The sequence below is a fragment of the Paracoccus sp. pheM1 genome (assembly GCF_018499825.1).
GTDB lineage: Bacteria > Pseudomonadota > Alphaproteobacteria > Rhodobacterales > Rhodobacteraceae > Paracoccus > Paracoccus versutus.
Map to the genome: position 1 here is coordinate 2,233,403 of NZ_JAGXCX010000001.1, position 26,937 is coordinate 2,260,339.

Genomic DNA, 26,937 nt, shown 5'->3' on the forward strand with positions numbered 1-26,937 from the left:
GAGGATGCAGCCCGACCCCCTGGTCACTCCTGCGGGCCGAGGCCGAATGCCGGATGATGGATCAGCTCTCCGCAAGGCGGGATGCAGTGGATCTGACCGGGCCGGGACAAAGGTGACAGCAAGGGGGTCGCGAGGCCCGCTTTTCGTTTCGTCCGCCTGGATGGGCGAAGGGTCTGGCTGCACCGCCGCAGGAAGCAACCCGTCCCCCGGTCACTCCTGCGCACCCAGGTCGAATGGCGGATGGTGGATCGGCTCTCCGCGAGGCGGGATGCCGTCGATCTGACCCGGCCGGGACAGAGGTGACAGCAAGGGGCCGCGAGGCCCCTTTTTCGTTTCGACCCTTTGGATCGGAAAAGGGGCGGGCTGCACCATCGGAGGATGCAGCCCGTCCCCCTGGTCACTCCTGCGGGCCGAAGCCGAATGCCGGATGATGGATCAGCTCTCCGCAAGGCGCGGTGCCGTCGAAAGGCAGGGCCAGGACCACCTCGGGCGGGCAGCCCGCTACGCGCAGGCTGGGGAAGGCACGGAAACCGAACCGGCCATAATAGGCCGGGTCGCCCACCAGCGCCGCGCCGCGGCCGGTCGCTCGCAATCGGCGGAGGGCCTCTGCCATCAGGGCCGTGCCGATCCCCTGGCCGTGCCTTGAGGGCAAGACGGCAAGCGGGCCGATCAGGCCCCAGCCGTCCTGCGTGCCGATCCGTGCCGCCGAGGCGGCCAGGTAGCCGACCACCGCACCCTCGTCCTCGGCCACAATCGAAAGGGCAAGCGCGCCCTGCACCCGCAGCGCCTCGACGATGTCGGCCTCGGTTCCGGTGGATTGCGCCAGCATCAGCATGGCTTCGGTGACAAGCCGGCCGATCGCCGGAATGTCGCCGGCCGTTTCATCGCGGATCAGCATGTCAGGCCCCCTGATTGTCGAGTTGCGCGCGCACCGACAAGCGGCCGCGCTTCGATATCCGATACGGGCTGCCTGACCGCGATTCGATCAGCCGTTTCCGCCGCAACCGGCTGAAGACGGCCAGATCGAAGCCGGCAAGGATCATCCCCTCGCGCGTGACGCATGTCACGGAGGTGATCCTGGCACTGTCGCCGCGCTCGTGCAGGATGCGGCCACCCAGGGCCAGGACGTGCAGCGCACGTTGTTCATTTCGTGAGATGTTCATGGAAGTCTCGCATGACGGACGTGAAAGACACCCCGAGCGCACATGCGCCCGGCGGCTTTGAATTCACGCGGCTCTCCGAAGATTCAGAGAGCCTTGTCACACAAGCTCTGACATCCAGTCTCCATAGGCAGCGGGGATTGTCGCTGCTCGCGCCACCAATCTAGGAAGCGGGCGCCGTTGGAACAACCCCCGTAGAATGACGGGCCGTGGCGGCCCGCCCCGTGATCGGCGCCAGCAGCGGCTGCGTCCCGCATGACGGGCATGGCGGCCGCTCGGGCCGTCAGACCCAGCCCGCCAGGTTCTCGCCGATGACCGCCGCCAGCACGTCGATATGCGCGGGCTCGGCGTTCAGGCAGGGGATATAGGTGAACTCCTTGCCGCCGGCATGTTCGAACGCCTCGCGGATCTCGCCCTGGATCTCTTCCAGCGTCTCGATGCAATCGGCCGAGAAGGCGGGCGAGATCACCGCGATCTCGGTGATGCCCTGCTGCGCCAGTTCGGCCACATGCTCGACCGTATAGGGGCGCAGCCATTCCTCGGTCCCGAAGACCGACTGGAAGGTGGTGTCGATCACGCCCTCGTCCCAGCCCAGCCGTTCCCGGAGCAGGCGCGAGGTCTTCTGGCATTGGCAATGATAGGGGTCGCCCTCCATCAGATAGCGCTTGGGCATGCCGTGGTAGCTGGCGACCAGCTTGCGGGGCTGGCGGCCGCCCAGGGCGCGCTCGACCGAGGCGGCCAGCGCCTCGATATAGTCGGGCCGGTCGAAATAGGGCGGCACGGTGCGCGAGGCCGGCTGCCATTTCTGCGTCATCAGCGCGCGGAAGAACTGGTCGTTCGCCGTCGCCGTGGTCGCCCCGGCATATTGCGGATAAAGCGGGAAGAACAGGATGCGGTCGCAGCCCGCCTTGACCATCCGGTCCACCACGTCCGCGGTCGAGGGATTGCCGTAGCGCATGCAGAAATCGACCATGACCCGGTCGCCCCACAGCGCCGCCGCCCGTTCGCGCAGCGCCGCCACCTGCTGCTTGGTGATGGTCATCAGCGGGCTTTCATCCGCCTCGTTGTTCCAGATCAGCCGGTAGTTCGCGCCCGAGGTAAAGGGCCGCTTGGACAGGATGACGGTCTGCAGCAGCGGCTGCCACTTCCAGGCGGGATAGTCGATCACCCGCTTGTCCGACAGGAACTCGTTCAGGTAGCGCCGCATCGGCCAGTAGTCGGGCGAATCGGGCGTGCCCAGGTTGGCGACCAGCACGCCGATCTTGCGGGCTGGGATGTTCGGATGATCGGCTGGGGCATACTCGGTAAAGGTCATTCGGACTTTCTCGTGCTGGCAAGAGCTTCGGCAAGCGGCATCCGGGCCGAGCCGGGCCGAAGCGGTTTCTGCTGACTGGCATCGGGCGCCCATCCGGTCAGGAAAACCAGATCGAAGGTGGCCCGGATGCGCGTCCCGTCCTGCGGGTCGGGATGGTTTTCGGCATAAAGCGCGGCGGCGCGCAACAGGACATCTCGTCGCGTCGGGCGCCGCAGCCGCTGGGCCAGCGCGTTGCCCTCGCCCATGGCGCGCAGGTCGCGGCCCAGGTGGAACAGGCCGCGATAGCTGGCGATCTGGGTGATCTGGTCGGCGACCGGCAGCGCCAGGCCCGCGCGCGGCAGCAGCCCGCCCAGGTCGCGGATCTCGCCCATGGGCAGGACGCGGGGCGACAGGCCGCCCGTCACCTCGGCCTCGGCGCGGGTCAGGGCGTCGCGCAGCTCGTGCAGGGTGCGCCCGCCGGGACAGGCGGCGATGAACAGCCCGTCGGGACGCAGCGCGCGCGCCGCCTGGGCGATCTGGCCCACCGGATCCTCGGCCCAGTGCAGCGCCATGGCATGGATCACCAGGTCATGCGCGCCGGGCTCCAGCGCCAGCGCGGGCGTATCGGCGACGACCGTGGCGCCGGGCATGGCGTCGCGCCAGAGCTGCGGCCGGCCGGTGACGACGGCGACGGCGCTAAACCGTCTGTTAACCTCTGCCAGCCTATCCTGGATCTCGTCGGCGACGATTCGATGCAGGAAATCGACCGGCCCCAGGCGCAGGGCGCGGGCGCGGTTGCGGTCCAGCGCGCGGCGGTCGGTCAGGCCGGGAACGGAAGAGGTGGGATCGGGCATCATGGGGGCTGAACATAGGGGGCTTCGCGGCTTGATGAAAGGCGCATTGCGGCTGGTCTATCCGCCGCAATGCCTGTGCTGCGGCGCGCCCGTCGCCGACGAGGGCGGGCTGTGCCCCGCCTGCTGGCGCGAGGCCGATTTCATCACCGGCACCTGCTGCGCGCACTGCGGCACGCCGTTGCCGGGCGACGGGGCCGGCGACACCGGGGATGCGGCGGCGGGGCTGCTGGTCTGCGACGATTGCCTGGGGCTGCAGCGGCCCTGGCAGCAGGGCCGCGCGGCGCTGGTCTATCGCGGCAGCGGGCGCAGGCTGGCGCTGATGCTGAAGCATGGCGACCGGCTGGACCTGGCGCCCGCACTTGGCGGCTGGGTGGCGCGGGCGGCACTGCCGCTGCTGCGGCCGGGCGCGGTGGTGGTGCCGGTGCCGGTGCATCTGCGCCGGCTGCTGAAGCGCAAATACAACCAGGCCGAGATGCTGTCGCAGCATGTCGCCCGCGCGCATGGACTGGCGCATCTGCCCGGCGCCCTGCGGCGGCTGCGGCATACGCCGATGCAGGACCATGGCAGCGTCGGCGACCGTTTCGCGAATGTGGACGGGGCGATCGGCGTGCCCGCGCACATGGTCCCGCGGCTGCGGGGCCGCGCGGTGCTGCTGGTCGACGACGTGATGGCCTCGGGGGCGACGCTGGCGGCCTCGGCTCGGGCGCTGGCGGCGGCGGGCGCGGGGCCGATCTCGGTCGTGGTTCTGGCGCGGGCGGTCAAGGATGCCTAGATATGGGGGTGAACATCAATCCGGGACGCGCATATGCCCAAGGTCGAACTCTATACCACCCCCACCTGCCCCTATTGCATCGCCGCGAAATCGCTGCTGCGCAAGAAGGGCATCGCCTATCACGACACCGATGTCAGCCGCGATCCGCAGCTGCGCGCGGCAATGACCCAGCGCGCCGGCGGCCGCCGGACCGTGCCGCAGATCTTCATCGACGGCCGCCATGTCGGCGGCTGCGACGACCTGCATGCGCTGGACCGCCAAGGCAAGCTGGACGCCCTGCTGGGCCTGACGGCATGAGCGAGGCGCTGACCGCGGGGCTGGTGCAGCTGAGCGTCTCGGACGATCCCGAGCGCAACCTGCCGGTCACGCGGGCGCTGGTGCGCGAGGCGGCGCAGGGCGGGGCCGGCTGGGTGCTGACGCCCGAGGCGACCAACCTGCTGGGCGCCAGCCGCGAGCGGCAGGAGCATGTCCTGCGCACCGAGGCCGAGGACCAGACCCTGGCCGTGCTGCGCGAGGATGCGCGCGAGCTGGGCATCTGGCTGCTGATCGGTTCGCTGTCGCTGAAGACCGGCGATCCGGGCGAGAGCCGCTTTGCCAATCGCAGCTTCCTGATCGCGCCGGACGGCAGCATCCGGGCGCGCTATGACAAGCTGCACATGTTCGACGTGACCGTGTCCGAAAGCGAATCCTATCGCGAATCGGCGGCCTTCCGGCCGGGCGGGCGGGCGGTGCTGGCCCAGGGGCCCCTGCCCGTCGGCATGACCGTCTGCTACGACCTGCGCTTTCCCGCGCTTTACCGCGCGCTGGCCCAGGCGGGGGCCGAAGTGCTGACCGTGCCCGCCGCCTTCAACGACACCACCGGCGCCGCGCATTGGGAGGTGCTTCTGCGCGCCCGCGCCATCGAGACCGGCTGCTTCGTGCTGGCGCCCGCGCAATGCGGCACCCATGCCAGCCATGCCGAGCCGGACCGCAGGCCGCGCCGCAGCCACGGGCATTCCCTGGCCGTCGGGCCCTGGGGAGAGGTGCTGGCCGATGGCGGCACCGAGCCCGGCGTGACCTTCGTGACGCTTGACCCGGCGGCGGTTCTCGGGGCACGGTCCCGCATCCCATCCCTGACGCATGACCGGAACTTCGCGGGCCCATGATCCACAAGACGCAAGACAGCCCGCACGGACATGCCGAAGCCTCGGCCGACGCCCTGGCTGCCAGCCTGTTTTCCGAGGTGTTCATCGCCGACCAGCTGGCGCGCGACCTGATCGGCAAGGCGCTGCCCAAGGGCATGCAGATCTCGCATTTCTCGGTGCTGAACCTGCTGGCGCACCTGAATGTCGAGCGCACGCCGGCCGAACTGGCCGAGGCGTTCCACGTCACCCGCGGCGCCATGACCAACACGCTGTCGCGGCTGGAATGGGCGGGGCATATCCATATCCGCCCGGACTGGGACGATGCGCGGCGCAAGTTCATCGCCATCAGCCCGGCCGGCCGGGCGGCGCGGGACGCGGCGCTGGCCGCCTTCATGCCGCGAATCGCCGACGTGGTGCGCGATGTCGGCGCCGACCGGGTGCGCGCGGCGCTGCCGGTCCTGCGCATGCTGCGCAAGCAGCTGGAAGAGACGTTGCGTCACGAAACGCGCGGCGGGCGCTGACCCCGCCGGTCGCCCGGTCGCATGAGTATTTTCGGAACGGTGAAGGCCGGCGCGGGCTCGCCCCGCCGCGCCGCTGCCGTCGGGTATTTGCGGAACGAAGAAGTCAGGCGTCGCGCAGGGCGGTCATCGCATAGTTCACCGACAGGTCGCGATGCGACAGCGACCAGCTCCAGCCCAGCGGGTTGAAGACCATGCCGCTGCGGTCCACCACCCGCAGCCCCGCCGCCTCGGTCATCCGCGCCAGTTCGTCGGGGGTGATGAAGCGGCGCCAGTCATGTGTGCCCTTGGGCAGCCAGCGCATGATCCATTCCGCCCCGACGATGGCGGCGCCGAAGCTGCGGGCGGTGCGGTTCAGCGTGGACTGGATCAGCACGCCGCCCGGCGCCACCAGCTCGCGGCAGGTGGCGACGAACTGCGCGGGGTCGGCGACATGCTCGACGATCTCCAGGGCCATGACCACGTCGAAGCGGAGGCCCTCGGCCGCCAGCGCCTCGGCCGTGGTGGCGCGGTAGTCGATGGCGAGGCCCTGTTCCTCGGCATGCAGGCCGGCGATGGCGATATTGCCCTCGGCCGCGTCGGCGCCGGTGACGGCCGCGCCCAGCCGGGCCATCGGCTCGGCCATCAGCCCGCCGCCGCAGCCGATGTCGAGCAGGCTCAGCCCCTGGAAGGGCGCGGGCGCGGCAAGGTCGCGGCCGAACTGCCCGGCGATCTGCGCGGTGACATAGTCCAGCCGCGTCGGGTTCAGCATGTGCAGCGGCTTGAACTTGCCGTTGGGATCCCACCATTCCCGCGCCATGGCCTGGAACTTGGCGACCTCGGCCGGGTCGATGCTGCTGGGGGCCGGGCTGCTGGGGGTTGGTCTTTCGGTCATCTGGCCGTCCTTCATGTGGCGGGCGCGCGCGACGCGTTATATAGTGGTGCCATGGACAGATTGGCAGGGCAAATCGGCGGCACGGCGTCGCATGGCAGGCTGCATCCGATGGTCGAGCCCTTCGACCGCCGGGTGATCGAGGTCGGCGACGGCCACCGGCTGCATGTCGAGCAGAGCGGCAATCCCGAGGGCGTGCCGGTGATCGTGCTGCATGGCGGGCCGGGCGGCGGCTGCAGCCCCTATATGCGGCGCTTCTTCGACCCCGCCCATTACCGGGCCGTGCTGTTCGACCAGCGCGGCTGCGGCCGCTCGCAGCCCCATGCCGCGGTCCTTGCCAACACCACGCAGCACCTGATCGCCGACATCGAGGTGATCCGCCGCAGCCTGGGGATCGAGCGGGCGATCCTGTTCGGCGGCAGCTGGGGCGCGACCCTGGCGCTGGCCTATGCCCAGGCCCATCCCGAGCCGGTCGAGGCGCTGGTGCTGCGCGGCGTCTTCCTGGGCCGGCGGGCCGAGCTGGACTGGTTCTATGGCGGCGGCGTCGCGCGCTTTTTCCCCGACCGCTGGGCCGAGTTCCAGGCTCCGATCCCCGAGGCCGAGCGCGGCGACATGATCGCCGCCTATCACCGGCGCCTGTTCAGCGGCGACCGCGGGCAGGAGACGCGCTTCGCCCTGCCCTGGCTGGTGTGGGAAAACGCCCTGGCGGGCCTGGAGATCAACGGGCCGGGCCATGCGCCGCCCGACTATGCCCGCACCTTCGCCCGGCTGGAGAATCACTATTTCGCCCATGACTGCTTCCTGGCCGAGGGCCAGCTTTTGCGCGATCGCCACCGCATCGAGCATATCCCCGCCGTGATCGTGCAGGGCCGCTACGACATGGTCTGCCCGCCGGCGACCGCCTGGGAACTGGCCCAGGGCTGGAACAGGGCGGACCTGCGGCTGGTCCCCGCCTCGGGCCATGCGCTGAGCGAGCCGCGAATCGCCGCCGAGCTGGTGCGGGTCATGGACGGTTTCCGGGATGTGGCAAGGCGGGCCTGACCTCTTGGCGAAAGGGCACGCGGCGGCCGGCTTGCGGCCCCTGCGAGGCAGGCGGCAGGTGCCGCGCCGGTTTTCCTTGCAATCCCTGGCGCGGGGCCCTATATGCGGCTCAACAGCGGCGCAGGCGTCCACAACCTGCCCACCGGTAAGACGCACGGGCCGCCAAGGCCCGTTTTTTGTATTTGGGGGATCAGCATGAGCGACCTCATCGCCAAGACCGCCATCGACCGGCGTCTGGCCGAGATCATCGCCCCGGTCATCGAGGATCTGGGTTTCGAACTGGTGCGCATCCGCCTGCAAGGCGGCAAGACCGCCACGCTTCAGATCATGGCCGACAGGCCCGAGGGCGGCATCAACGTCGACGACTGCGCCGACATATCCACCGCCGTCAGCGCGATTCTGGATGTCGAGGATCCGCTGGAGGATGCCTATCACCTGGAGGTCTCGAGCCCCGGCATCGACCGGCCCCTGACCCGGCTGAAGGATTTCGAGACCTTCGAGGGCTACGAGGCGCGGCTGGAGACGAACCAGCCCATCGACGGCCGCAAGCGCTTCAAGGGCGTGCTGGCGGGGGTCGAAAAGGGCGAAGGCGGCGACGAGGTGCTGCTGAACATCGAGGAAGGCGGCGAGGTCCAGACCATCGGGCTGAACTTCGACTGGCTTTCCGATGCGAAGCTGGTCCTGACCGACGAGCTGATCGCCGAGATGCTGCGGCAGAAAAAGGACGCGGGCGTGCAGATCGACAATCTGGACGAGACCGCCTTTGACGAGATCGAAACGGAAGCCGGCGAAGACAACGCCGCCGCGAAGGAGTGAGGAATGGCCATCACCTCTGCCAACCAGCTTGAACTGCTGCAAACCGCCGAGGCCGTTGCACGGGAAAAGATGATCGACCCCGATCTGGTGATCGAGGCGATGGAGGACAGCCTGGCCCGCGCGGCGAAGTCGCGCTACGGCTCGGAAATGGACATCCGCGTCCATATCGACCGCAAGACCGGCAATGCCACCTTCACCCGCGCCCGCACCGTGGTCGAGGATGACGCGGTCGAGAACTATCAGGCCCAGTTCACCGCCGACCAGGCCCGCGCCTATTTCGAGCCGTCGAAGGACGGCCGCGCCCATTGGCTGCGCGACGGCCAGCGGCTGACCGATTTCTCGGGCAAGCCGCAGCCCGGCGACGTGTTCGAAGAGCAGGTGCCGCCGGTCGACCTGGGTCGCATCGCCGCGCAATCGGCCAAGCAGGTCATCCTGCAAAAGGTCCGCGAGGCCGAGCGCGACCGCCAATACGAAGAGTTCAAGGATCGCGCCGGCACCATCATCAACGGCGTCGTCAAGCGCGAGGAATACGGCAACATCATCGTCGATGTCGGCCGGGGCGAGGCCATCCTGCGCCGCAACGAAAAGATCGGCCGCGAAAGCTATCGCCCGAACGACCGCATCCGCGCCTATGTCAAGGACGTGCGCCGCGAGGCCCGCGGCCCGCAGATCTTCCTGTCGCGCACCGATCCGCAGTTCATGGCCGAGCTGTTCAAGATGGAAGTGCCCGAGATCTATGACGGCGTGATCGAGATCAAGGCCGTGGCCCGCGATCCCGGCTCGCGCGCCAAGATCGCGGTGATCTCTTACGACAACTCGATCGACCCGGTCGGCGCCTGCGTCGGCATGCGCGGCAGTCGCGTGCAGGCCGTGGTGGGCGAGCTGCAGGGCGAGAAGATCGACATCATCCCGTGGTCCGAGGACCAGGCGACCTTCCTGGTCAACGCGCTGCAACCGGCCGAGGTGGCGAAGGTCGTCTTCGACGAGGACGCGACCCGCATCGAGGTGGTGGTCCCGGACGAGCAGCTGAGCCTCGCCATCGGCCGCCGCGGCCAGAACGTGCGGCTGGCAAGCCAGCTGACGGGCCTCGACATCGACATCCTCACCGAGGAAGAGGAATCCAAGCGCCGGCAGGCCGAGTTCAACGCCCGCACCAAGCTGTTCATGGACACGCTGGACCTGGACGAGTTCTTTGCCCAGCTTCTGGTCGCCGAGGGCTTCACCAACCTCGAAGAGGTGGCCTATGTCGACCTGGACGAGCTGCTGTCGATCGAGGGCGTGGACGAAGGCACCGCCGAGGAATTGCAGACCCGCGCCCGCGAGCACCTGGAGGCCGCGAACAAGGCCGCGCTGGAAAACGCCCGCGCCCTTGGCGTCGAGGACAGCCTGATCGAGTTCGAGGGGCTGACCCCGCAGATGGTCGAGGCCCTGGCCAAGGACGGCGTCAAGACGCTGGAGGATTTCGCCACCTGCGCCGACTGGGAACTGGCCGGCGGCTGGACCACGCAGAACGGCCAGCGCGTCAAGGACGACGGCATCCTGGAGCCCTTCGGCATCAGCCTGGAAGAGGCGCAGACCATGGTGATGACCGCCCGCGTGATGCTGGGCTGGGTCGATCCGACCGAGTTCGAATCGGCCGAGGAAACCGAGGCCGAGGGCGACGAACAGGAGGCCGGGGTGTAACGCCCCGGAAACCGGATGACACGCGGGGGCCGTATCAAGGACCGCGAGACGCCCGAACGGCGCTGCATCGTCACGGGCGAAGTCCAGCCCAAGGCTGGGCTGATCCGCTTTGTCGCGGGCCCCGATGGCGAGGTGGTGCCGGATCTGGCCGAAAAGCTGCCCGGACGCGGCTTCTGGGTCGTGGCCGACCGGCAGGCGCTGGACAAGGCAGCCGCCAAGGGCTTGTTTTCGCGAGGCGCCAAGGCGCGGGTGACCGCCCCGCCCGAGCTGCTGGCGATCATCGAATCCGGGCTGGCGCGGCGGGTGACGGACACGCTGTCGCTTGCGCGCAAGGCGGGGCTGGCGGTGGCCGGCTTCGAAAAGGTCAAGGACTGGCTGGCGGCCGGCAAGGCCAGGGTGCTCTTGCAGGCCAGCGACGGGTCGGAACGCGGCAAGGGCAAGCTCTGGACCCCTCCGGGGGGCCGGTGGTTCGGCTGCCTGACCGCATCAGAATTGGGTTTGTCCTTTGGGCGCGATCATGTCATACACAGCGCGCTTGCGCCGGGGGGCCTGACCGACCAGTTGATCAGGGACGCGAGCAGACTGACGGGTCTGCGCGGGCATGACGGCGGTGCGCCCGCCGGGAAGGAATGAAGATCGGATGAGCGATACTGACGGAAAGAAACCCCTGGGTCTTGGTGGCGGCCGTTCGGGCCATGTGAAGCAAAGCTTCAGCCACGGCCGGACCCATAACGTGGTCGTCGAGACCAAGCGCAAGCGCGTTGTCGTGCCCGGCAAGACCGGCGCGGCGGCCGGCGGCGGGCGCTCGGGCTCGCCCTCGGCCGTGTCGGGCGACCCGTCGAAACGTCCCGCCGGCATCTCGGATGCCGAGATGGAGCGGCGCCTGGCCGCGCTGAAGGCCGCCAAGGCCCGCGAGGTCGAGGAAGCCGCGCAGCGCGTCGCCGAGGAAAAGGCCCGCGAGGAAGAACGCGAACGCCGCCGCCTTGAGCTGGAAGCCAAGGAGCGCGAGGAACGCGAGCGCGAGGAAGCCTTGCGGCTGAAGGCCGAAGAGGACGCGCGCCGCGCCCGCGAAGCCGAGCTGCGCGAGAAGAAGAAGGCCGAGATCGCCAAGCCCAAGACGGAAGCGCGCCCGGCGACCCCCGCCGACCGCGCCGCCGCCGAGGCCGCCGCCGTGCGCGCCGAGACCAAGGGTGTCAGCGCCGCCGGCCCGCGCAAGACCGACCGCGACCGCGATACCCGCAGCCCGGCCGACGACCGCGACAGCCGCAACAAGGGCCGCGACGACAGCCGCCGCACCGGCAAGCTGTCGCTGTCGCAGGCCCTGGACGGCGAGGGCGGGCGCCAGCGCAGCCTGGCCGCGATGAAGCGCAAGCAGGAAAAGGCCCGGCAGAAAGCCATGGGCGGCAACCAGCGCGCCGAAAAGCAGGTGCGCGACGTGCAGTTGCCGGAAACCATCCTGGTGTCCGAGCTGGCGAACCGCATGGCCGAGCGCACGCCGGACGTCATCAAGTCGCTGATGCGCATGGGCATGATGGTCACCGCCAACCAGGCGGTCGATGCCGACACCGCCGAGCTGGTGATCGATGAATTCGGCCACCGCGCCGTCCGGGTCTCGGATGCCGACGTGGAACAGGTCATCGACCAGGTCGAGGACAAGCCCGAGGATCTGAAGCCGCGCGCGCCGATCATCACCATCATGGGCCACGTGGACCACGGCAAGACCTCGCTCCTGGACGCGATCCGCCATGCCAATGTCGTCTCGGGCGAGGCCGGCGGCATCACCCAGCATATCGGCGCCTATCAGGTGAAGGCGTCGAACGGGGCGCTGCTGACCTTCCTCGACACGCCCGGCCACGCGGCCTTCACCTCGATGCGGGCCCGCGGCGCGCAGGTGACGGACATCGTCGTGCTGGTGGTCGCCGCCGATGACGCGGTGATGCCGCAGACGGTCGAGGCGATCAACCACGCCAAGGCCGCGGGCGTGCCGATGATCGTGGCGATCAACAAGGTCGACAAGCCGGATGCGAACCCGCAGAAGGTGCGCACCGACCTGCTGCAGCACGAGGTGGTCGTCGAGGCCATGTCGGGCGAGGTGCAGGACGTCGAAGTCTCGGCCAAGACCGGCAAGGGGCTCGATGAGCTGCTGGAGGCCATCGCGCTGCAGGCCGAGATCCTGGAGCTGAAAGCCAATCCCGAGCGCCCGGCCCAGGGCGCGGTGATCGAGGCCAAGCTGGACGTGGGCCGCGGCCCGGTCGCGACCGTGCTGGTGCAGAACGGCACGCTGAAGCGCGGCGACATCTTCGTCGTCGGCGAACAGTGGGGCAAGGTCCGCGCGCTGATCAACGACAAGGGCGACCGCATCGACACCGCCGGCCCCTCGGTCCCGATCGAGGTGCTGGGCCTGAACGGCACCCCCGAGGCCGGCGACGTGCTGAACGTGGTCGAGACCGAGGCCCAGGCGCGCGAGATCGCGGATTACCGCATCCAGGCCGCCAAGGACAAGCGCGCCGCCGCCGGTGCCGCGATCACGCTGGACCAGATGCTGGCCAAGGCCAAGGCGGACGAGAACGTCGCCGAACTGCCGGTGGTCATCAAGGCCGACGTGCAGGGCTCGGCCGAGGCCATCGTCCAGGCGCTGGAAAAGATCGGCAACGACGAGGTGCGCGTCCGCGTGCTGCATTACGGCGTCGGCGCGATCACCGAATCGGATGTCGGCCTGGCCGAGGCCAGCCAGGCGCCGGTCATCGGCTTCAACGTCCGGGCCAATGCCCCGGCGCGGAACGCCGCCAACCAGAAGGGGGTCGAGATCCGCTATTACTCGATCATCTACGACCTGGTGGACGACATCAAGGCGGCGGCCTCGGGCCTGCTCTCTGCCGAGGTGCGCGAGAACTTCATCGGCTATGCCGAGATCAAGGAAGTCTTCCGCGTCTCGGGCGTCGGCAATGTCGCCGGCTGCCTGGTGACCGAGGGCGTGGCGCGGCGTTCCGCCGGCGTGCGCCTGCTGCGCGACAACGTGGTGATCCATGAAGGCACGCTGAAGACGCTCAAGCGCTTCAAGGACGAGGTCAAGGAAGTGCAGTCCGGCCAGGAATGCGGCATGGCCTTCGAAAACTACGACGACATCCGCAAGGGCGACGTCATCGAGATCTTCGAGCGCGAGGAAGTGCAGCGCCAGCTGTGATCCCCGCGGATAGGAACAAAAGGGGCGGGCCTGCGGGTCCGCCCTTTTTCATGCCCGGATCCCGGCAGGAACGCCAGCCCGCCCCTGCCGGCATGGCGGCGCCGCCGCCTGGCGCGCCCCGGCTTTCTCCGTTGTCCAAATACCCCCGCCGGAGGCCGGCAACAGGGCAAGCGAAAAGAAGAACGGGGCCCCGCGAAGGGCCCCGTTCAACGATCTGGGCACGTTGGCTTTTGCTTCAGGCTAGGACGGGCTTGCCCTCATAGGTCTTGCTGCCTACTCGGACCACGATATTCCCGTTCGCCTGCTGCCTTTCAAAGATCCCCTGGACCGAAATGCAACTGCCGATCGTGATCGTGCGAATCATGTCCGATCTCCTCCTCTACAGGATTTCAGGATTGTCGCAAAATCGTCAAATGTTAACTGGGAATGTCGCAGAGTCAGGCAGATGGACGATAAAGCCGGGACCGGCGTGACCGATATGTCTCATATCCAGTCGCGCAGGATGGGAATCAGCGGCAAGTCCGCCGGCGGCATGGGGTATTTGCTCAATTCGGCGGCACGGGCCCAAGCCAGCTTCTGCCCCTCCTGCGGCACCGGCACGCCCTGCCAGCGCCGGCAGGCGAACAGCGGCATCAGCAGGTGGAAGTCCTCATAGGCATGGCTGGCAAAGGTCAGCGGCGCCAGGCACGAGCGCCAGGTCTCGATCCCCAGCTCCTCGTGCAGCTCGCGGATCAACGCGGCCTCGGGGGTCTCGCCCGGCTCGACCTTGCCGCCCGGAAACTCCCACAGGCCCGCGAGGGACTTGCCCTCTGGGCGCTGTGCCAGCAGCACGCGGCCGTCCGCGTCGATCAGCGCGACGGCCGCGACAAGCACCGTCTTCATGAGCGGTAATCGGCGTTGATGTCGATGTAGCGATGCGTCAGGTCGCAGGTCCAGACCGTGCGCCGGCCCTTGCCCAGCCCCAGATCGACGCCGATGACCAGGTGGTCGCGCTTCATGTAGGCGCTGGCCTGCCCCTCGTCATAAGCCGGCGCGCGCCAGCCGTTCTCGGCCAGCACCAAGTCGCCGAAGCGGATGGTCAGCCGGTCGCGGTCGGCCTCGGCCCCGGACTTGCCGACGGCCATGACCACGCGGCCCCAGTTCGCATCCTCGCCGGCGATGGCGGTCTTGACCAGCGGCGAATTGGCGATGGCCATGGCCACGCGATGCGCATCGGCATCGCTGGCGGCGCCCGTCACCTGCACCTCGACGAATTTCGTCGCCCCCTCGCCGTCCTTGACCACCTGCTGCGCCAGGTCCAGCATCACCTGCTCCAGCGCCCTACCGAAGGCCCGCGCCGGGCCCGAGCGCAGGTCGGTGATCGGCGCCGCTTTGGACTTGCCGGTCGCCGCCAGGATCAGCGCATCCGAGGTCGAGGTGTCGCTGTCCACGGTGATGGCGTTGAAGGTCTGGTCCAGCCGCGCCGACAGCATGCGCTGCAGCAGGGCGGGCGCGATCTGCGCATCGGTAAAGACATAGACCAGCATCGTCGCCATGTCGGGCGCGATCATGCCCGAGCCCTTCGCGATGCCGACGATGTTGATGGTGCCGCCATCGCCCTCGAAACTGGCCGCCGCGCCTTTGGGGAAAGTGTCGGTGGTCATGATCGCCCGCGCCGCGCCGGCCGCGCCGGCCGCATCCAGGTTGGCGGCCAGATCGCCGATCACCGCGGTGATGCGCTCGGCCGGCAGCGGCTCGCCGATCACCCCGGTCGAGGACGAGAACACCCGCTCGCGCGGCACGCCCAGCGCCTTGGCGACGCCGCCGGTGACGGCATCCACCGCCTCTTGCCCGTTCCTGCCGGTGAAGGCATTGGCATTGCCCGAGTTCACGATGATCGCCGCGCCGGCGCCGGTGTCCTGCTTCAGGGCCAGCTTGGCCTGGCAGTCCAGCACGCTGGCCGCGCGGGTCGAGGACTTGGTGAAGGCCCCGGCGATGGCGGTGCCCGGCGCCAGCCTGACCAGCATCACATCGGTGCGGCCCTGGTATTTCACCCCGGCCGCGCCCGAGGCGAACTCGGCCCCTTCGATCACCGGCAGGTCGGGAAAGCGCGCCGGCGCCAGCGGCGAGACCGGGTTCTTCGGCTTCACCGCGGCCTCGACCACCGCCTCCGCCCGCGCCTCGAGGCCGGCAGCGGTTTCCTTCAGCGCCGCCTTCAGCTTTTTCAGCTTCTTCTTCAGCGTCTTCAGCTTTTCGGCATCGGAAAGCCTGGACTTCTTGTCGTCGGTCTTGGCCATCGGCTCACTCTCCCAGGATGTCGGTCTTGTTCAGCAGGTCGGGGGCAAGCCCCTCGGTCTTTTCGACCTTGGCCTCGGCCACGCGCTTTTCGATCTCGGCCTGCACCTTGTCGCGGCGCACCTGCACGGCCAGCTGTTCCTTGACCTCTTCGAAGGCGGGGGGCGTCACCTCACGGGTGTCGTTCAGCTTGATGACATGCCAGCCGAACTGGGTCTCGACCGGCTGGGAAACCTGGCCCTTTTCCAGCGCCTTCACCGCCTCGGCAAAGGGCTCGACCATCTGCTCGGGCTGGAACCAGCCCAGGTCGCCCTTGTTCGGGCCGGAATTGTCGGTCGATTTCTCCGCGGCCAAAGCGCCGAAATCGGCGCCTTCGGCCAGTTGCTTGGCGATGGCCTCGGCCTCCTCCCTGGTCTTCACCAGGATATGGGCGGCATTGTATTCGATGGCCGGCTCGCCCTGGCCGCCGAAGGCCTGGTCATAGGCGGCTTTCAGCTCGGCCTCGTCCGGCTCGGCCGAAGCCACCTTTTCCAGCACCGAGCCGGCCAGATAGGCGCGCTTCTCGATCTCCAGCGCCACGGCGTCGCGCTTGCTCAGCGGCTCGGCCGCCTGGGCCACGGCGGTCTGGCGGATCATCTGGTCCAGCATCAGGTCCCACAGCGCCGTATCCGGCAGGCCCTGGGTCGCCTGCGCGTCCAGCCCCTGCCGCATGGCGACCATCTGGCCCAGCGTGATCGCCTCGCCATTGACGGTGGCGACGACCGTATCGGCATCCTGCGCCAGCACGGGCAGGGCCGAGACGGTCCCCGAAAGCAGCACGGAGACGGCAAGAAGCGGTTTCAGCATAGGTTTCCCCTTCATGGGACGGCGCGTCCACGCATAGGTGAACGGGCGCAAGCGTTGACAGTGGGCCGGCCGGGGCATACATCCGGCGCAACCGAAAATGCGCGCCCGTCGCCGTTTTTCCGGCCCAAGTGATAGGGCAAGGCGAATGGTGCCGGCAAGTGGGCGGAACGTCCCGCGCACCCCCAGATACGCGATTTTGAAGGTTCATATGCTCGGCATCGGAAACTTGGCGAAACTGGTCTTTGGCACGCCCAACGACCGCAAGGTGAAATCGGTCCGCCCGCTGGTGGCCCAGATCAACGCGCTGGAGGAGAAGTTCCGCCCCCTCTCGGACGCGGAGCTGATCGACAAGACCCGCGAATTGCAGGGCCGCGCCCAATCGGGCGAGGATCTGGACAAGCTTCTGCCCGAGGCCTTTGCCAATTGCCGCGAGGCGGCGCGCCGCGCCCTGGGCCTGCGCGCCTTCGACACCCAGCTGATGGGCGGCGTCTTCCTGCACCAGGGCAATATCGCCGAGATGAAGACCGGCGAGGGCAAGACCCTGGTCGCGACCTTCCCGGCCTATCTGAACGCGCTGGCCGGCAAGGGCGTGCATGTCGTCACCGTCAACGACTACCTGGCGAAACGCGACGCGCATTGGATGGGCAAGGTCTTTGCCCAGCTCGGCATGACCACCGGCGTGGTCTACCCGTTCCAGGACGATGCCGAAAAGCGCGAAGCCTACCGGGCCGACGTGACCTATGCCACCAACAACGAGCTGGGCTTCGACTACCTGCGCGACAACATGAAGGGCTCGATCGAGCAGATGACCCAGCGCGGGCATTTCTTCGCCATCGTGGACGAGGTCGACTCGATCCTGATCGACGAGGCGCGCACGCCGCTGATCATCTCGGGGCCCAGCCAGGACCGCAGCGAACTTTACAAGACGCTGGACCGCTTCATGCCGGAACTGGCACCCGAGCATTACAAGCTGGACGAAAAGACCCGCAACGCCACCTTTACCGAGGAAGGCAACGAGTTCCTGGAAAAGCGGCTGCAGGCGGCGGGCATCCTGCCCGAGGGGCAGACGCTCTACGACCCGGAATCGACCACCATCGTGCATCACGTCAACCAGGCGATGCGCGCGCACAAGCTGTTCCAGCGCGACCAGCACTATATCGTGCGCGACGACGAGGTGGTGCTGATCGACGAATTCACCGGCCGGATGATGAAGGGCCGCCGCCTGTCGGACGGGCTGCACCAGGCCATCGAGGCCAAGGAAGGCGTCGCCATCCAGCCGGAAAACGTCACGCTGGCCTCGGTCACGTTCCAGAACTATTTCCGGCTCTACGACAAGCTCTCGGGCATGACCGGCACCGCCGCCACCGAGGCCGAGGAATTCGCCGAGATCTACAAGCTGGGCGTGGTCGAGGTGCCGACCAACCGTCCGGTGCAGCGCATCGACGAACACGACCGCGTCTATCGCACCGCGGCCGAGAAATACGCCGCCGTGATCGCCGCGATCAAGGAAGCCCATGAAAAGGGCCAGCCGATCCTGGTCGGCACCACCTCGATCGAGAAATCCGAGATGCTGTCGCAGATGCTGGCCAAGGAGGGCATCCAGCACAACGTGCTGAACGCCCGCCAGCACGAGCAGGAGGCCAAGATCGTCGCCGATGCCGGCAAGCTGGGCGCCGTGACCATCGCCACCAACATGGCCGGCCGCGGCACCGACATCCAGCTGGGCGGCAATGTCGAGATGAAGGTGATGGAGGCGCTGGCCGCCGATCCCGAGGCGAACCCCGACGAGGTCCGCGCCCGCATCGAGGCCGAACATGCCGCCGAGAAACAGGCGGTGCTGGACGCCGGCGGCCTCTTCGTGCTGGCGACAGAACGCCACGAAAGCCGCCGCATCGACAACCAGCTGCGCGGCCGCTCGGGCCGGCAGGGCGACCCCGGCCGCTCGCTGTTCTTCCTGTCGCTGGAAGACGACCTGATGCGCATCTTCGGCTCGGAACGGCTGGACAAGGTGCTGTCCACGCTCGGCATGAAAGAGGGCGAGGCCATCGTCCACCCCTGGGTCAACAAGTCCTTGGAACGCGCACAGGCCAAGGTCGAGGGCCGCAACTTCGACATCCGCAAGCAATTGCTGAAATTCGACGACGTGATGAACGACCAGCGCAAGGCGATCTTCAGCCAGCGGCTGGAGATCATGCATACCGAGGAGGTCGAGGAGGTCGCCGCCGACATGCGCGCCCAGGTGATCGACGACCTGGTCGAGCGCCACCTGCCGCCCCGTGCCTATGCCGAGCAATGGGACGTCCAGGGCCTGCACGACGCGGTGATCGACAGGCTGAACATGGACCTGCCCATCGCCGACTGGGCCGCCGAGGACGGCGTGGACCAGGAGGCGATCCGCGAACGCATCCAGCAGGCCACCGACGCCTATATGGCGCAGAAGGCCGAGCAGTTCGGCCCGGAAAACATGCGCCAGATCGAAAAGCAGGTGCTGCTGCAACAGATCGACAGCAAATGGCGCGAGCATCTGGTGACGCTGGAACACCTGCGCTCGGTCGTGGGCTTCCGCGGCTATGCGCAGCGCGACCCGCTGTCGGAATACAAGACCGAAGGGTTCCAGCTGTTCGAGACCATGCTGGACGGGCTGCGCTTCGACGTGACCCAGCAACTGGCCCGCATCCGCCCGCTGACCGATGCCGAGCGCGAGCAGATGCTGCGCGAATACCAGCAGAGCCAGGCGGCGGTCGAGGCGCAGATGCATCCCGAACACGAGGAGGCCGAGGGCGGCGAGGTCTCGGGCCGGGTCGCCGGCTTCGACGAGACCGACCCCACCACCTGGGGCAACCCCTCGCGCAACGATCCTTGTCCCTGCGGCTCGGGCAAGAAGTTCAAGCACTGCCACGGCGCGCTGGCGTGATTTTGGGGGCCTTCGGGCCCCTTTCTCATGCGCCGCGCCTCTTGCACGCTCGGCATGGGTATTTGGACAACGAAGAAGTCCTGGGCCCGCGCCGCGATCTTCTCTGTTGTCCAAATACCCATTGCAGCCGTGCAGGCGGGCGCGGCGTGGCCTAGTCGGGCACCAGCATGTAGCCGGTGCCGCGCACGGTTTGCAGATAGCGCGGCTCCTTGGGGTCCGGCTCGATCTTGCGGCGCAGGCGGGTGATCTGCACATCGATGGCGCGCTCGGAGTTCTCGCCCGCCTCCTCGGCCGGGCTGCGGCCCAGATCCTCGATCAGCGCGCTGCGGCTGACCGGCTGGCGCGGCGTGTCGGCAAGGCGCCTGAGCAGCGCCTGCTCGGTTCCCGTCAGGCGCAGCGGCGCATCGCCCTGCCACAGCTCGCCCTTGTCGGCATCGTAGCGCAGATGGCCCAGCGACAGGAACTTCGGCCCCTTCGCCTCGGCCGCCGGGATGCGGCGCAGGATGGCGGCGATGCGCAGAAGCAGTTCGCGCGGCTCGAAGGGCTTGGGCAGGTAGTCGTCGGCACCGCTTTCGAAACCCTCGATGCGGTCCCCCGTCTCGCCCTTGGCGGTCAGCAGCAGGATCGGCGTGGTCATCCGCTTGCGCAGGTCGCGCGTCAGCGAGAACCCGTCCTCGCCCGGCATCATCACGTCGAGCACGATCAGGTCGAAATCCAGCCCGTCGAGCAGGCGCCGGGCATGGGCGGCGTCGCGCGCCGTCGTCACCAGGAAATCGTTGCGCATCAGGAAGCGGCGCAGCAGGCTGCGGATGCGTTCGTCGTCGTCCACGACCAGGATATGGGCCACGGGCTGGAGATCGAGTGCGGAAGCGGGGGCGAGGGAGGGGGCGGTCATGGCGTCTCGGGCAGTTCTTTCAGCGCGCGATACTGGCGCAGCGTGTCGCGGTCCATCATCGCCTCCAGCACCTGCCGAAAGCCGGCCACCGCCTGGGGCCCGGCGGCGCGATAGGCGGCGCGCATCCGGGCGCGCTGCGCCTCGGACAGCCGCCGCTCCAGCGCCGCGCCCTTGTCGGTCAGGTAGAGCTGACGCTCGCGCCGGTCGCGGCGGCCGATGCGGCTTTCGACCAGCCCTTCCTCGATCAGCGTGCGCAGCACCCGGTTCAGCGATTGCTTGGTCACGCCCAGCACGTCCAGAAGCGCCGTCACCGTCAGGCCCGGCTCGCGGTTGATGAAGTGAATCGCCCGGTGATGGGCGCGGCCGTAATCCAGCTCGGCCAGGATCAGGTCGGGATCGGCGGTAAAGGCGCGATAGGCGAAGAACATCGCCTCGATCCCGCGGCGAAGCTGATCATCCGTCAGAAACAGCAGGCTTTCCCCGCCTGCCGGCGCGACATTCACCTTGTTCTGCATGGCCTTCCCTTCACTGCATGGCCCTTATTACGTCAGACTTGTTGACTTTCCAACCATGAATGGATAGCCCAGACCTCAAGTTGCGCAACTTTCTTTGCCAGACATGCTCTGACGGCGCAACATTCCGCAAACCGAACCGGCCGGAGGGAAAAATGGCGGGCGCATATGACGATCGTGACGGCAAGATCTGGATGGATGGCAAGCTGGTGGAGTGGCGCGAGGCGAACGTCCACATCCTGACCCATGCGCTGCATTATGCCAGCTCGGTGTTCGAGGGCGAGCGGTGCTACAGCGGCAAGATCTTCAAGGGCCACGAGCATTCGCTGCGGCTGATCGAATCGGCGCGGCTGCTGGACATGCAATCGCCCTATAGCGCAGAAGAGATCGACGCGGCGAAAACCGCCGTGCTGGAGGCCAACGGCTTCAAGGACGCCTATGTCCGCGCGGTGATGTGGCGCGGCTCGGGCGAGGACATGGGGGTTTCGGCGCGCCGCAACCCGGTGCGCATGGCCGTCGCCGCCTGGGAATGGGGCAGCTATTACGGCGACGCGAAATGGCAGGGCGCGAAGCTCGACATCGCCAAGTGGAAGCGGCCCAGCCCCGAGACCATCCCCACCGCCGCCAAGGCCGCCGGGCTTTACATGATCTGCACCATGTCCAAGCACGCGGCCGAGGAGAAGGGCTGCTCGGACGCGCTGTTCATGGACTGGGAGGGCTATGTCGCCGAGGCCACCGGCGCCAACATCTTCTTCGTCAAGGACGGCGAGGTGCATACGCCCCTGGCCGACCGCTTCCTGAACGGCATCACCCGGCAGACCGTCATCCAGATGCTCAAGGACAACGGCACCGCCGTGCATGAACGCCGCATCAAGCCCGAGGAACTGGACAGCTTCCAGGAATGCTTCCTGACCGGCACCGCGGCCGAAGTGACCCCGGTCGGGCAGATCGGCGACTGGCATTTCCAGGTCGGCGACACCACCCGCAAGATCGCCGAGGAATACGAAAATCTGGTCCGCGCCTGACCGCCGTCCCAGGCGAAGGCCGAAATGAAAACCGGCCGGGCGGCAGCGCCCGGCCGGTTCGCATTGCTGGGCCAGGGATCAGACCCGATGGCCGCGCTCGATCCGGGCAAATTCGGCGGCGCGGCGATTCGCCTCTTCGCTGCTGCGGACGCGGGGCCGCATGCGCAGGGCGGCGATGGCCGGATGAAGGCCGGATTCGCGTTCCTGCCGCGTATAGTATTGGGTGCGGCCGGAACTGTTTTCGTGACTGCGGTCTGCGATATGTCTGGTCATTTCGGTCTTCCTCCCGCGCGGGAGTATAGCGCGGATGCGGGCGCATTTCACCCCTTGCGGGCGGCCCTGCGACCTCAGGCCGCCTTGATGCCCGGCGCGGCGGCCAGCATGGCGTGCAGCGCCACCGGATCCTCGTTCGCGCGCAGCTTGGCGCGCAGGTCCTGGTCGCGCAGCGTGCGCGAGACCAGCGCCAGTGCCTTGAGGTGATCGACGCCCGAGTTCTTGGGCGCGAGCAGCGCAAAGATCAGGTCAACCGGCTGGCGGTCCACCGCGTCGAAATCCAGCGGCTTTTCCAGCCGCAGGAACAGGCCGACCACGTGGTCGAGCCCGTGCAGCCGCGCATGGGGCAGCGCGACGCCATGGCCGACCCCGGTGGGGCCCAGGCTTTCGCGCTCTTGCAGCGCGTCCAGCGTCTGGGCGGCATCCACGCCATAGACCGCCCGCGCCTGTTCGGCGATTTCCTGGAACAACCGTTTCTTGCTGGTGGTCTGGCTCATCGTCCGCACGGCGGCGGGGGAGAGTATGTCGCTGATCTGCATGTCGCCCAAAAAATTGTCAAGGCCCGGCCGCGGGCTGCGCGGCCGGGACGTTGGTTCAACAAGACTGCCCTTCTTGCGTCAGTCTAGCCCAGATTGCGGGGGTCGATCCAGCCCACGTTGCCGTCGTCGCGGCGGTGAACCACGTTCACGCCCCCATGTTTCTCGTTGCGGAAGACCAGCAGCGGGCTGCCGGCCAGTTCCATCTGCATCACCGCCTCGCCGACCGACAGGGTGGGCACGCGGGTCTCCATCTCGGCGATGATCATGGGTTGCACGCCGTCGCCCTGCGTTTCCCATTCGTCATCTTCACCAGCGGCCAGCACATACATCCCCGCCTGTTCGAATTCAACCGGCTGGGTCCGGTCCTTGTAATGATCCTTGAGCCGGCGCTTGTAGCGGCGCAATTGCTTGTCCATCCGCTCGCGGCACTGTTCGAAGGCCGCATAGATGTCGGTGGCCCCGCCCTTGGCCTGGGCGGTCAGCCCGGTCGAGAGATGCACCACGGCATCGCAGATGAATTCATGCGCGTTGCGGGAAAAGATGACCGTCGCATCCGTCGGGCGTTGCGAATATTTCTCAACGGTGGCACCGAGTTCGGTCTTGACATGAGTCGAAAGCGCATCGCCCACATCGATCTGTTTTCCGCTGATCTGATAGCGCATGGTGGTCCGTCCTTTCGGTTGCCCGGCCTGGTCGTCGCAGCCCTCGCGGCGGCACCGTCCGGGTTTCTTTGGCCCGGCGTCCTGCCTGGCCATATCCTCATTTGGTGACAGCCATGCCGCCGTGTCAACGGCTGCGCGCACGGGATCGTCACGTCCTCGCGTTCAGTTCATGCGGAAGGTTTCGCCCAGGTAGACGCGGCGGACCTGCGGATCGGCGACGATCTCGGCCGTGGTGCCGGATTTCAGCACATGGCCGTCGTGCAGGATATAGGCGCGGTCCACGATCTCCAGCGTTTCGCGGACGTTGTGATCGGTGATCAGCACGCCGATGCCGCGGCTTTTCAGGTCGTGGACCAGGGCCCGGATCTCGCCCACGGCGATGGGATCGACGCCGGCGAATGGTTCGTCCAGAAGCAGATAGGCCGGATCGGCCGCCAGGCAGCGGGCGATCTCGACCCGGCGCCGCTCGCCCCCCGACAGCGCCATGGCCGAGGCACCGCGCAGATGGCCGATCGAGAAATCGCCCAGCAGTTCCTCCAGCCGCTCGCGGCGCTGGTGGACATGCGGCTCGACCAGTTCCAGGACGGCCATGATGTTCTGCTCGACCGTGAGGCCGCGAAAGATCGACATCTCCTGCGGCAGGTAGCCGATGCCCATCTGGGCGCGGCGATACATCGGCAGCCGCGTCGCGTCCTGCCCGTCGATCAGCACCTGGCCCGAATCAGGCGCGACCAGCCCGGCCACGCAGTAGAAGCAGGTGGTCTTGCCCGAGCCGTTCGGCCCCAGAAGCGCCACCACCTCGCCCCGGTCCAGGTCCAGCGCCACGTCGCGGATCACCGGGCGGTTGCGATAGGATTTGCGCAGGCCGCGGACGCGCAGCCCCTGCTTTTCGGCCATGGCGTCAGTTCTCCGGCTGCAGGACGCTGCGCACCCGGCCCGAGGCGTCGGCGGTGCCGCTTTCCAGGTTCACCGTCACCTTGTCGCCCGCCAGCAGGTTGCCGCCCTGGCTCAGCAGCACGTCGCCGGTCAGCACGATGGTCCCGGTCTCGACATCGTAATCCGCCGCCTGGGCCTCGGCCGCGTCCTCGCCGCTGGCCAGGGTGACGTTGCCCTGCGCGTGCAGCGCGCTGATGCGGCGCTGGTCGCCCTGGGCATAGGTCACGGTCACGCTGTCCGCCGACAGCCGCATGGCGCCCTGGCCGATCAGCACATTGCCGGAAAAGGTCGCCTGGCCGGTCTTCTGGTCCACGGTCAGCGAATCGGCCGTGACCTCGACCGGCTCCTTGGTGTCCTGCGCCCGGCCGAAGCCGGCGGCCTGTCCCAGCGCCGGGCCCGCCGCCAGCATCAGCGACAGGATCACGGGCAAAAGCGGTCCGGGCCGGATCATCGGATTTCCTTTCTGGCGCCCGCAGGCCCCCTATGCGGCCGGCGGCGCCGGGTCATGGCCGGTATATCAAGCGGACTCCGCCGCTCAAATCAAGAACGTGATCGCCGCTGCCCTCGCCCGAGGGCCGAAACTCCATCCGCCCCGCCGTCAGCCGGCCGAAAGGAGCAAGCACATTGACCTCGTCCTCCGAGAGCAGCGTGCCCTCGGTGGTCGAGGCCAGCAGTTCGGGCGCGGTCAGCACCCAGCCGTCGGCGGTGGTCATGCGCACCCCCTCGCCCAGCCGGACCTGCTGGTCCGCCATCGAGGCGGCGCCGGCGCTGACATCCGCCGCCCGCCCGTCGCTGGCGCGCAGGGTCATGCGCACCGCCTGCGCCTGGGCGCCGCTGGTGCGATCGCCGGGCAGCGCCTCGGCGGCCGAGATGCTCAGCTGCGCGCCGTCGCGGGTCACGCCGGCATAGGTCGGGCTCGTCACCGCCTGCCGCTCGGCCAGCTCGCGCGGGCCCACGTCGGCATAGGGGATGCTCGCCTCGGGGTCGGGCTTGCGGCCCAGCAGGAACAGCACCGACAGGATCGCCAGCGCCGTCAGCGGCAGGAGCACCCGCAGCCAGGCCACGATGCGCGAGCGGGTGCCCACCGTCAGACAAGCCCCGTGCGCAGGAAGTCGTGGATATGGATCAGCCCCGCCGGCATCCCCTCGGGCGTGACCACGAACAGGCAGGTGATGCGGCGCGCCTGCATCTCGGCCAAGGCCGCCTCGGCCAGCGCGTCGGGGCCGATGGTGCGCGGGTTGCGGGTCATCACCTCGGCGGCGCTATGGTCCAGAAGGCCCTGCATGTGCCGCCGCAGGTCGCCGTCGGTGATGATGCCGGTCAGCCGCCCCGCGGCATCCGTCACCCCGGTCACGCCGAAGCTTTTCTGGCTGATGGTCAGCAGCGCCTCGGCCATGGGCGCGGTCTCGGCCACCAGCGGCATGTCCCGGTGCATCAGGTCGGCCACCTTGGACAGTTTCGCGCCCAGCTTGCCGCCGGGGTGGAAGGTGCGGAAATGCTCGGGGGTGAACTGGCGATGCTCCATCAGCGCCACGGCCAGCGCGTCGCCCAGCGCGATGGTCATGGTGGTCGAGGTGGTGGGCACGATGCCGGTGCCGCAGGCCTCGGGCGCCGCGGGCAGGACCAGCGCAACGTCGGCCTGGCGCAGCAGCGTCGATTGCGGCCGGCCGGCAACGCCGATCAGCGGGATCTGGAAGCGGCGGGTATGGGCGATCAGGTCGGCCAGCTCCGGCGTCTCGCCGGAATTGGACAGCACCAGCGCCACGTCGCCCTGCGTCACCATGCCCAGGTCGCCATGGCTCGCCTCGGCCGGATGGACGAACTGCGCCGGCGTCCCGGTCGAGGCCAGCGTCGCGGCGATCTTGCGCCCGACATGGCCGGACTTGCCCATGCCGGACACGACCACCCGGCCGCGCGCGGCCAGGACGGTCTCGACCGCGCGGTCGAAGCTGTCGCCAAGGCCGTCGGCCAGCAGGGCCAGCCCCTCGGCCTCGGTGCGGATCACCCTGCGGGCGGTATCGAGATATGCGCTCATGGCCCGCTACCTAGTGATGGAAGATGTCGTTTTCATCCCCCCAGCCCAGCAGGTCCAGATGGGCACGGGTGGGAAGAAAGTCGAAACAGGCCTGCGCCAGGCCCAGCCGCCCCTCGCGCGCCAGTCGCTTTTCCAGCTCGGCCTTGAGCGCGTGCAGGTGCAGCACGTCCGAGGCGGCATATTCCCGCTGCGCCTCGGACAGTTCCGCCGCGCCCCAGTCGCTGGTCTGCTGCTGCTTGGAGATGTCGACGCCGACCAGGTCCGAAAGCAGGTATTTCAGCCCGTGCCGGTCGGTATAGGTGCGCACCATCTTGCTGGCGATCTTGGTGCACCAGACCGGCTTCGTCGCCACGCCGAAGGCCGCCTCCAGCGCGGCGATGTCGAAACGCCCGAAGTGGAAAAGCTTCAGCACCTGGGGATCGGCCAGCATCCGCACCAGGTTCGGCGCCGCGCGCTGGCCCTGGGCGATCTGCACCAGATGCGCATTGCCGTCGCCCGAGGACAGCTGCACCAGGCACAGCCGGTCGCGGCGCGGGTCCAGCCCCATCGTCTCGGTGTCGATGGCCACGACCGGACCCAGGTCCAGGTCGTCCGGCAGGTCGTTGCAGTAAAGGGTAATCGTCATCTGTGGCTTCTCGGGCTGCGGCTTTGGGCTGCTGTAACCCCATTGCCCCCGCCTGCGCCAGCCCCGGCGTTGGCTGTCGGCATC

At 68.2% G+C, this 26,937-nt stretch carries 30 protein-coding genes; 11 read left to right on the forward strand and 19 right to left on the reverse strand.

Translation table 11 applies throughout. The features are described 5' to 3' along the window. Positions 1-397 precede the first annotated feature (397 nt). The 4 genes from KF941_RS11395 to KF941_RS11410 form a co-directional block, all read right to left on the reverse strand. The gene (locus KF941_RS11395; RefSeq protein WP_214273372.1) at positions 398-898 is read right to left on the reverse strand and encodes an N-acetyltransferase; all 501 of its coding nucleotides are present in this window, start codon (positions 896-898) and stop codon (positions 398-400) included. A 1-nt stretch (position 899) separates the two neighbouring features. Then, on the reverse strand, positions 900-1,163 hold the full coding sequence (locus KF941_RS11400) for a YjhX family toxin (protein WP_036758189.1): 264 nt from the start codon (positions 1,161-1,163) through the stop codon (positions 900-902). Positions 1,164-1,443: 280 nt separating this feature from the next. After that, on the reverse strand, positions 1,444-2,475 hold the full coding sequence (gene hemH / locus KF941_RS11405; protein ID WP_036758191.1) for a ferrochelatase: 1,032 nt from the start codon (positions 2,473-2,475) through the stop codon (positions 1,444-1,446). Continuing rightward, positions 2,472-3,311 (reverse strand): methyltransferase domain-containing protein, encoded by an 840-nt coding sequence (locus KF941_RS11410; RefSeq protein ID WP_214273373.1) that lies wholly within the window; start codon positions 3,309-3,311, stop codon positions 2,472-2,474. The genes hemH and KF941_RS11410 overlap by 4 nt, the downstream gene beginning before the upstream one ends. A gap of 31 nt (positions 3,312-3,342) precedes the next feature. Here KF941_RS11410 and KF941_RS11415 point away from each other — a divergent pair, with 31 nt between their 5' ends. The 4 genes from KF941_RS11415 to KF941_RS11430 are packed head-to-tail and all read left to right on the forward strand — an operon-like array spanning position 3,343 to position 5,725. Continuing rightward, positions 3,343-4,080 (forward strand): double zinc ribbon domain-containing protein, encoded by a 738-nt coding sequence (locus KF941_RS11415; protein WP_214273374.1) that lies wholly within the window; start codon positions 3,343-3,345, stop codon positions 4,078-4,080. A gap of 33 nt (positions 4,081-4,113) precedes the next feature. After that, entirely contained in the window at positions 4,114-4,377 is a 264-nt protein-coding gene (gene grxC, locus KF941_RS11420) for a glutaredoxin 3 (protein ID WP_036758195.1), read from the forward strand. After that, positions 4,374-5,225, forward strand: coding sequence for a carbon-nitrogen hydrolase family protein (locus KF941_RS11425; RefSeq protein ID WP_214273375.1), 852 nt, complete (start codon positions 4,374-4,376; stop codon positions 5,223-5,225). The genes grxC and KF941_RS11425 overlap by 4 nt, the downstream gene beginning before the upstream one ends. Continuing rightward, on the forward strand, positions 5,222-5,725 hold the full coding sequence (locus tag KF941_RS11430) for a helix-turn-helix domain-containing protein (protein ID WP_052096129.1): 504 nt from the start codon (positions 5,222-5,224) through the stop codon (positions 5,723-5,725). The genes KF941_RS11425 and KF941_RS11430 overlap by 4 nt, the downstream gene beginning before the upstream one ends. A gap of 103 nt (positions 5,726-5,828) precedes the next feature. On the opposite strand, the gene ubiG is transcribed toward KF941_RS11430, so the two are convergent. Then, positions 5,829-6,596: a bifunctional 2-polyprenyl-6-hydroxyphenol methylase/3-demethylubiquinol 3-O-methyltransferase UbiG gene (ubiG, locus tag KF941_RS11435; protein ID WP_214273376.1), complete on the reverse strand. Its 768-nt coding sequence runs from the start codon at positions 6,594-6,596 to the stop codon at positions 5,829-5,831. Positions 6,597-6,647: 51 nt separating this feature from the next. On the opposite strand from ubiG, the gene pip reads away from it, so the two are divergent. The 5 genes from pip (at position 6,648) to infB (ending at position 13,317) form a co-directional block, all read left to right on the forward strand. Then, complete coding sequence (gene pip / locus KF941_RS11440; RefSeq protein WP_114535921.1) at positions 6,648-7,634, forward strand: prolyl aminopeptidase; 987 nt, start codon at positions 6,648-6,650, stop codon at positions 7,632-7,634. A 195-nt stretch (positions 7,635-7,829) separates the two neighbouring features. Next, positions 7,830-8,450: a ribosome maturation factor RimP gene (gene rimP, locus KF941_RS11445; protein ID WP_214273377.1), complete on the forward strand. Its 621-nt coding sequence runs from the start codon at positions 7,830-7,832 to the stop codon at positions 8,448-8,450. Between the two features lie 3 nt (positions 8,451-8,453). Then, a complete protein-coding gene (gene nusA / locus KF941_RS11450) occupies positions 8,454-10,133 on the forward strand; it encodes a transcription termination factor NusA (protein ID WP_036758199.1) in 1,680 nt (559 codons plus the stop codon). 15 nt (positions 10,134-10,148) lie between these two features. Next, positions 10,149-10,766 (forward strand): RNA-binding protein, encoded by a 618-nt coding sequence (locus tag KF941_RS11455; protein WP_036758200.1) that lies wholly within the window; start codon positions 10,149-10,151, stop codon positions 10,764-10,766. 7 nt (positions 10,767-10,773) lie between these two features. Further along, the gene (gene infB, locus KF941_RS11460) at positions 10,774-13,317 is read left to right on the forward strand and encodes a translation initiation factor IF-2 (protein WP_214273378.1); all 2,544 of its coding nucleotides are present in this window, start codon (positions 10,774-10,776) and stop codon (positions 13,315-13,317) included. Between the two features lie 235 nt (positions 13,318-13,552). Here the strand turns inward: infB and KF941_RS28350 are convergent, their stop codons facing one another. The 4 genes from KF941_RS28350 to KF941_RS11475 all read right to left on the reverse strand — a co-directional run bounded on the left by KF941_RS28350 (position 13,553) and on the right by KF941_RS11475 (position 16,437). After that, positions 13,553-13,681, reverse strand: coding sequence for a hypothetical protein (locus KF941_RS28350; RefSeq protein WP_036758202.1), 129 nt, complete (start codon positions 13,679-13,681; stop codon positions 13,553-13,555). Between the two features lie 119 nt (positions 13,682-13,800). Then, complete coding sequence (locus KF941_RS11465; RefSeq protein WP_036758203.1) at positions 13,801-14,199, reverse strand: (deoxy)nucleoside triphosphate pyrophosphohydrolase; 399 nt, start codon at positions 14,197-14,199, stop codon at positions 13,801-13,803. Further along, entirely contained in the window at positions 14,196-15,593 is a 1,398-nt protein-coding gene (argJ, locus tag KF941_RS11470) for a bifunctional glutamate N-acetyltransferase/amino-acid acetyltransferase ArgJ (protein ID WP_214273379.1), read from the reverse strand. The genes KF941_RS11465 and argJ overlap by 4 nt, the downstream gene beginning before the upstream one ends. Before the next feature lie 4 nt (positions 15,594-15,597). Beyond that, positions 15,598-16,437 carry a peptidylprolyl isomerase gene (locus tag KF941_RS11475; protein ID WP_214273380.1) on the reverse strand — a complete coding sequence of 280 codons (840 nt, stop codon included), beginning with the start codon at positions 16,435-16,437 and terminating at the stop codon, positions 15,598-15,600. Positions 16,438-16,645: 208 nt separating this feature from the next. On the opposite strand from KF941_RS11475, the gene secA reads away from it, so the two are divergent. Further along, on the forward strand, positions 16,646-19,351 hold the full coding sequence (gene secA / locus KF941_RS11480) for a preprotein translocase subunit SecA (protein WP_072463857.1): 2,706 nt from the start codon (positions 16,646-16,648) through the stop codon (positions 19,349-19,351). Positions 19,352-19,502: 151 nt separating this feature from the next. Here secA and KF941_RS11485 read toward each other — a convergent pair whose 3' ends face one another. Further along, positions 19,503-20,246, reverse strand: a complete 744-nt coding sequence (locus KF941_RS11485) for a response regulator (protein WP_214273381.1) — start codon at positions 20,244-20,246, stop codon at positions 19,503-19,505. Continuing rightward, positions 20,243-20,761 (reverse strand): MarR family transcriptional regulator, encoded by a 519-nt coding sequence (locus tag KF941_RS11490; protein WP_036758206.1) that lies wholly within the window; start codon positions 20,759-20,761, stop codon positions 20,243-20,245. Before KF941_RS11490 ends, KF941_RS11485 begins: the two co-directional genes overlap by 4 nt. A gap of 152 nt (positions 20,762-20,913) precedes the next feature. On the opposite strand from KF941_RS11490, the gene KF941_RS11495 reads away from it, so the two are divergent. Then, the gene (locus KF941_RS11495; RefSeq protein WP_036758207.1) at positions 20,914-21,783 is read left to right on the forward strand and encodes a branched-chain amino acid aminotransferase; all 870 of its coding nucleotides are present in this window, start codon (positions 20,914-20,916) and stop codon (positions 21,781-21,783) included. 78 nt (positions 21,784-21,861) lie between these two features. On the opposite strand, the gene KF941_RS11500 is transcribed toward KF941_RS11495, so the two are convergent. The 8 genes from KF941_RS11500 to KF941_RS11535 form a co-directional block, all read right to left on the reverse strand. Then, the gene (locus KF941_RS11500; RefSeq protein WP_036758208.1) at positions 21,862-22,056 is read right to left on the reverse strand and encodes a hypothetical protein; all 195 of its coding nucleotides are present in this window, start codon (positions 22,054-22,056) and stop codon (positions 21,862-21,864) included. A 74-nt stretch (positions 22,057-22,130) separates the two neighbouring features. After that, the gene (locus tag KF941_RS11505) at positions 22,131-22,595 is read right to left on the reverse strand and encodes a PTS sugar transporter subunit IIA (RefSeq protein WP_011748883.1); all 465 of its coding nucleotides are present in this window, start codon (positions 22,593-22,595) and stop codon (positions 22,131-22,133) included. Positions 22,596-22,678: 83 nt separating this feature from the next. Further along, on the reverse strand, positions 22,679-23,257 hold the full coding sequence (gene raiA / locus KF941_RS11510) for a ribosome-associated translation inhibitor RaiA (RefSeq protein ID WP_214273382.1): 579 nt from the start codon (positions 23,255-23,257) through the stop codon (positions 22,679-22,681). A gap of 162 nt (positions 23,258-23,419) precedes the next feature. After that, on the reverse strand, positions 23,420-24,154 hold the full coding sequence (gene lptB, locus KF941_RS11515) for an LPS export ABC transporter ATP-binding protein (protein ID WP_036758209.1): 735 nt from the start codon (positions 24,152-24,154) through the stop codon (positions 23,420-23,422). A 4-nt stretch (positions 24,155-24,158) separates the two neighbouring features. Then, positions 24,159-24,644 carry a lipopolysaccharide transport periplasmic protein LptA gene (gene lptA / locus KF941_RS11520; protein WP_116223123.1) on the reverse strand — a complete coding sequence of 162 codons (486 nt, stop codon included), beginning with the start codon at positions 24,642-24,644 and terminating at the stop codon, positions 24,159-24,161. Between the two features lie 52 nt (positions 24,645-24,696). Further along, a complete protein-coding gene (locus tag KF941_RS11525) occupies positions 24,697-25,278 on the reverse strand; it encodes a hypothetical protein (RefSeq protein WP_214273383.1) in 582 nt (193 codons plus the stop codon). 2 nt (positions 25,279-25,280) lie between these two features. Next, on the reverse strand, positions 25,281-26,228 hold the full coding sequence (locus tag KF941_RS11530; RefSeq protein ID WP_072463854.1) for a KpsF/GutQ family sugar-phosphate isomerase: 948 nt from the start codon (positions 26,226-26,228) through the stop codon (positions 25,281-25,283). A gap of 10 nt (positions 26,229-26,238) precedes the next feature. Further along, positions 26,239-26,853 carry a ribonuclease H-like domain-containing protein gene (locus tag KF941_RS11535; protein ID WP_214273384.1) on the reverse strand — a complete coding sequence of 205 codons (615 nt, stop codon included), beginning with the start codon at positions 26,851-26,853 and terminating at the stop codon, positions 26,239-26,241. Between the last annotated feature and the right edge of the window lie 84 nt (positions 26,854-26,937).

Coding starts and splice junctions, on each gene's coding strand:
- KF941_RS11395 (WP_214273372.1), bottom strand. CDS start 898: ATGCTGATCCGCGATGAAACGGCCGGCGACATTCCGGCGATCGGCCGG.
- KF941_RS11400 (WP_036758189.1), bottom strand. CDS start 1,163: ATGAACATCTCACGAAATGAACAACGTGCGCTGCACGTCCTGGCCCTG.
- hemH (WP_036758191.1), bottom strand. CDS start 2,475: ATGACCTTTACCGAGTATGCCCCAGCCGATCATCCGAACATCCCAGCC.
- KF941_RS11410 (WP_214273373.1), bottom strand. CDS start 3,311: ATGATGCCCGATCCCACCTCTTCCGTTCCCGGCCTGACCGACCGCCGC.
- KF941_RS11415 (WP_214273374.1), top strand. CDS start 3,343: ATGAAAGGCGCATTGCGGCTGGTCTATCCGCCGCAATGCCTGTGCTGC.
- grxC (WP_036758195.1), top strand. CDS start 4,114: ATGCCCAAGGTCGAACTCTATACCACCCCCACCTGCCCCTATTGCATC.
- KF941_RS11425 (WP_214273375.1), top strand. CDS start 4,374: ATGAGCGAGGCGCTGACCGCGGGGCTGGTGCAGCTGAGCGTCTCGGAC.
- KF941_RS11430 (WP_052096129.1), top strand. CDS start 5,222: ATGATCCACAAGACGCAAGACAGCCCGCACGGACATGCCGAAGCCTCG.
- ubiG (WP_214273376.1), bottom strand. CDS start 6,596: ATGACCGAAAGACCAACCCCCAGCAGCCCGGCCCCCAGCAGCATCGAC.
- pip (WP_114535921.1), top strand. CDS start 6,648: ATGGACAGATTGGCAGGGCAAATCGGCGGCACGGCGTCGCATGGCAGG.
- rimP (WP_214273377.1), top strand. CDS start 7,830: ATGAGCGACCTCATCGCCAAGACCGCCATCGACCGGCGTCTGGCCGAG.
- nusA (WP_036758199.1), top strand. CDS start 8,454: ATGGCCATCACCTCTGCCAACCAGCTTGAACTGCTGCAAACCGCCGAG.
- KF941_RS11455 (WP_036758200.1), top strand. CDS start 10,149: ATGACACGCGGGGGCCGTATCAAGGACCGCGAGACGCCCGAACGGCGC.
- infB (WP_214273378.1), top strand. CDS start 10,774: ATGAGCGATACTGACGGAAAGAAACCCCTGGGTCTTGGTGGCGGCCGT.
- KF941_RS28350 (WP_036758202.1), bottom strand. CDS start 13,681: ATGATTCGCACGATCACGATCGGCAGTTGCATTTCGGTCCAGGGGATC.
- KF941_RS11465 (WP_036758203.1), bottom strand. CDS start 14,199: ATGAAGACGGTGCTTGTCGCGGCCGTCGCGCTGATCGACGCGGACGGC.
- argJ (WP_214273379.1), bottom strand. CDS start 15,593: ATGGCCAAGACCGACGACAAGAAGTCCAGGCTTTCCGATGCCGAAAAG.
- KF941_RS11475 (WP_214273380.1), bottom strand. CDS start 16,437: ATGCTGAAACCGCTTCTTGCCGTCTCCGTGCTGCTTTCGGGGACCGTC.
- secA (WP_072463857.1), top strand. CDS start 16,646: ATGCTCGGCATCGGAAACTTGGCGAAACTGGTCTTTGGCACGCCCAAC.
- KF941_RS11485 (WP_214273381.1), bottom strand. CDS start 20,246: ATGACCGCCCCCTCCCTCGCCCCCGCTTCCGCACTCGATCTCCAGCCC.
- KF941_RS11490 (WP_036758206.1), bottom strand. CDS start 20,761: ATGCAGAACAAGGTGAATGTCGCGCCGGCAGGCGGGGAAAGCCTGCTG.
- KF941_RS11495 (WP_036758207.1), top strand. CDS start 20,914: ATGGCGGGCGCATATGACGATCGTGACGGCAAGATCTGGATGGATGGC.
- KF941_RS11500 (WP_036758208.1), bottom strand. CDS start 22,056: ATGACCAGACATATCGCAGACCGCAGTCACGAAAACAGTTCCGGCCGC.
- KF941_RS11505 (WP_011748883.1), bottom strand. CDS start 22,595: ATGCAGATCAGCGACATACTCTCCCCCGCCGCCGTGCGGACGATGAGC.
- raiA (WP_214273382.1), bottom strand. CDS start 23,257: ATGCGCTATCAGATCAGCGGAAAACAGATCGATGTGGGCGATGCGCTT.
- lptB (WP_036758209.1), bottom strand. CDS start 24,154: ATGGCCGAAAAGCAGGGGCTGCGCGTCCGCGGCCTGCGCAAATCCTAT.
- lptA (WP_116223123.1), bottom strand. CDS start 24,644: ATGATCCGGCCCGGACCGCTTTTGCCCGTGATCCTGTCGCTGATGCTG.
- KF941_RS11530 (WP_072463854.1), bottom strand. CDS start 26,228: ATGAGCGCATATCTCGATACCGCCCGCAGGGTGATCCGCACCGAGGCC.
- KF941_RS11535 (WP_214273384.1), bottom strand. CDS start 26,853: ATGACGATTACCCTTTACTGCAACGACCTGCCGGACGACCTGGACCTG.